The organism is Pseudomonas sp. NPDC089741 (genome assembly GCF_044748825.1).
Lineage (GTDB): Bacteria > Pseudomonadota > Gammaproteobacteria > Pseudomonadales > Pseudomonadaceae > Aquipseudomonas > Aquipseudomonas helmanticensis.
In genome coordinates this window covers 52,230-55,096 of sequence record NZ_JBIVGT010000038.1, presented here as the reverse complement: position 1 = coordinate 55,096, position 2,867 = coordinate 52,230, and the positions used below count along the sequence as shown (strand labels likewise).

The window sequence follows — 2,867 nt, the reverse complement described above, 5'->3', positions numbered from 1 at the left end:
CATTCGGCGCCAGCGAAGTGTTCTGCGTCGACGCTTCGGCCTTCGCCCTCGACGGCGTCGAGCGTAACGATGGTCGTTGACCTCGGCGTAAGTCAGATACTTCTGCTCACGACCCAGTTTGATCAACTCAATAATACGAGACTGCTGTTGCGCTTTTCCGGACATAACACCCTATCCACTGAAGGTCTTGGCGGGCAAAAAACAAGCCGAGGATTATACCTGAGCTATGACCTCACGCGCCAGTTGAGGTCGGGTTTGATGCGGAAACATTGCGACTTAGAAGGTCGCGCAGTTGATTTTTCTCTTCGAGACTCAGTTCGCCTTGACGCGCTTTCCTGAGTAACTGTTCAAGATTTCGCTCGCGTTGGCGGGCTGACAAGCTAGTAATGGTGTCGAAAAACTGTTGTTCAAGGTTATCTCCGTCAATCAACCATTCCTTTTCTGCCAGTGCCTTGAGCAAGCGACCCTGTTCAGTGCCGTGCCATCGCGCGATCAACTGAAATGAGTTTAGCTTGGGATTCTTCTGTACGGCTTCGAGCAGCGCCACAAGTAGCTGGGCGTTGGTCTGATTTTCGTCGGCAATGTGCCCGGCATCTTCGACGCGCTCGGCCAATTGCGGGTGATGAAGCAGTGTGCGCAGGGCGGTCAGGGTCGGCGACTCGACGCCAATCGGCGTGCGCGGGCGTTGCTGATCGCGATCACCGCCACGCTTGCCGTTCTTGTCCCAGGGCTTCTTGTCCCATTTCTTGCCGCCGGCACCGGGTTTCTTCGGCGTCCATTCCTGCTGCGGCACATACATGTCCTGTGCCTGCGGCTGATGGTAGTCGCTGTAGTCCGGCATTGCGTCGTAATTGATGCCCGGATCGTAGGCCGGCGGCGCTTCCTGCGGCGCGCTTTGCGCCAGCTGACTGACGGTTTCGCTGCTCAGGCCGGTGATTTCGCTCAGGCGCTGACGCATCAGGATGCGCAGGTTGGCACCTGGCACCTTGTCGATCAGCGGTGCGGCGAGGGTGGCCATATGGGCCTTGCCTTCGAGCGAGCGCGGATCGGCTTCCTCGGTCAATTGCTGGAAGAAATAGTCGGCCAGCGGCTGCGCGTGCTGATTGATCCGCGCCTTGAACGCGTCAGTGCCTTCTGCGCGAACCAAGGTGTCCGGGTCTTCGCCTTCTGGCAGAAACAGAAAGCGCGCACGACGGCCGTCCTGCAGGCTCGACAGCGTTGCTTCGAGTGCGCGCCAGGCGGCATTACGGCCAGCCTGGTCACCGTCGAAGCAGAACAGCACGTTCGGTACGACGCGGAACAGGCGCTTCAAATGTTCTTCGCTGGTCGCTGTGCCCAGCGTCGCGACGGCATTCTTCAGGCCTTGCTGGGCGAGAGCGATGACGTCCATGTAGCCTTCGACGACGATGATTTCGTCGAGGTTGCGGTTGTTCTTGCGTGCTTCATAAAGACCGTAGAGTTCCTGGCCTTTATGGAATACCGGGGTTTCCGGGGAGTTCAGGTACTTGGGCTTGTCGTCGCCGAGTACGCGACCACCGAAGGCGATGATGCGGCCGCGGGTGTCGCGGATCGGGAACATCACGCGATCGCGGAAGCGGTCATAGCGTTTGCCGGTTTCGGCGTTCTCGATCAGCAGGCCGGCGTCGATCATGGCTTTTTGCTGAAGCGTATCGCTGCTCAAGTGCTTGAACAGGTTGTCCCAGCCCGGCGGCGCGAAGCCAAGGCCGAAATCCCGGGCGATCTCACCGGTCAGGCCGCGGCCCTTGAGGTAGTCCACCGCAGCTTTGCGCGATGGATGGCTCTTGAGCGCCTGCTTGTAAAAGTCGGCAGCGGCGGTGAGCAACGGGTACAGCGGCGAATCGGTCGGCTGGCGCGGTTTGTGCGCGCGGCCGCTTTCTTCGCGGGGGATTTCCATGCCGGCGGCTTTCGCCAGATCCTCGACCGCCTGGGGGAAATCCAGATTGTCGTGATCCATGAGAAAGCCCAAGGCATTACCGCCGGCGCCGCAGCCGAAGCAGTAATAGAACTGTTTGTCGGGGCTGACGCTGAAGGACGGGGTTTTCTCTTTGTGAAACGGGCAACAGGCGGTGTAGTTCTTGCCGGCCTTCTTCAATTGCACGCGCGAGCTGACCACGTCGACGATGTCGGTGCGGTTCAGCAGGTCGTCAATGAAGCTCTGGGGAATTAGCCCGGCCATGGCATTCTCGTCGTCTGCGCTGCAATAAGTCCGATGCGTAAGGCTGGCGGGCGCGGGTCGTTGTTTGAAGCGCGCAAAAGGTGCGGCTCGACCGGTGTCGTCTGCGTAATCGCTGTCGGGAAGTGTATCTGCCGAAAATCCACTGACGTTAGTACCCATCAGTTTTCGACTATTTGAAAGTGTTGCGCTGAATCCGCTGGCGGCCGTTAAAGGGCCTCGGATAGCTCAATAAAGCGGGCACGCATGCAGGTGCCTTGGGCTGATCGTCGTAAGAGGAATCAGTGGGTGTGCTCGTCAGTAGCCTTGAAAGGCTCGTCAGAAAAGACGTGCACCGCTGGCAAAAGAGCCAGGTCTGACGTTTGAAGCAGATTTGTCTCGGTCGCGTGTGCGGCTTCGACATTGAAGCATCAAGCGTTTTACGCAAATGCCATTAGCCCGGCTCAGAGCCGGGCTTAGGCAAGAAGCTTGCTACGAACGTCTGTGTATTAGTACAGACGAACGGCGCGGCGCTGTTCGCGCTGAACTTTCTTGGCGTGACGCTTAACAGCGGCTGCTGCTTTGCGCTTACGCTCAGAAGTTGGCTTCTCGTAAAATTCGCGGCTACGAACTTCAGCCAGTACACCGGCTTTTTCGCAGGAGCGCTTGAAACGACGCAGAGCTACGTCGAAGG

General features: G+C 58.5%; 2 protein-coding genes and 2 pseudogenes. 1 reads left to right on the top strand and 3 read right to left on the bottom strand.

Translation table 11 applies throughout. From position 1 onward, the window contains the following. Positions 1-68, top strand: a pseudogene (locus tag ACIPZE_RS25315) (hypothetical protein); the annotation flags it as partial. 1 nt (position 69) lies between these two features. Here ACIPZE_RS25315 and ACIPZE_RS25310 read toward each other — a convergent pair. The 3 genes and pseudogenes from ACIPZE_RS25310 to rpsU form a co-directional block, all read right to left on the bottom strand. Next, positions 70-165: pseudogene (locus tag ACIPZE_RS25310) on the bottom strand (RNA polymerase sigma factor region1.1 domain-containing protein); the annotation flags it as partial. A gap of 67 nt (positions 166-232) precedes the next feature. Continuing rightward, positions 233-2,197: a DNA primase gene (dnaG, locus tag ACIPZE_RS25305; RefSeq protein WP_400776044.1), complete on the bottom strand. Its 1,965-nt coding sequence runs from the start codon at positions 2,195-2,197 to the stop codon at positions 233-235. A 485-nt stretch (positions 2,198-2,682) separates the two neighbouring features. Then, positions 2,683-2,867 (bottom strand): 30S ribosomal protein S21 (rpsU, locus tag ACIPZE_RS25300; RefSeq protein WP_400776041.1); only part of this gene is annotated, 185 nt, incomplete at its 5' end.

What these genes read in the sequence shown, in the direction of transcription:
- dnaG (WP_400776044.1), bottom strand. Translation starts at nt 2,197, where the DNA reads ATGGCCGGGCTAATTCCCCAGAGCTTCATTGACGACCTGCTGAACCGC.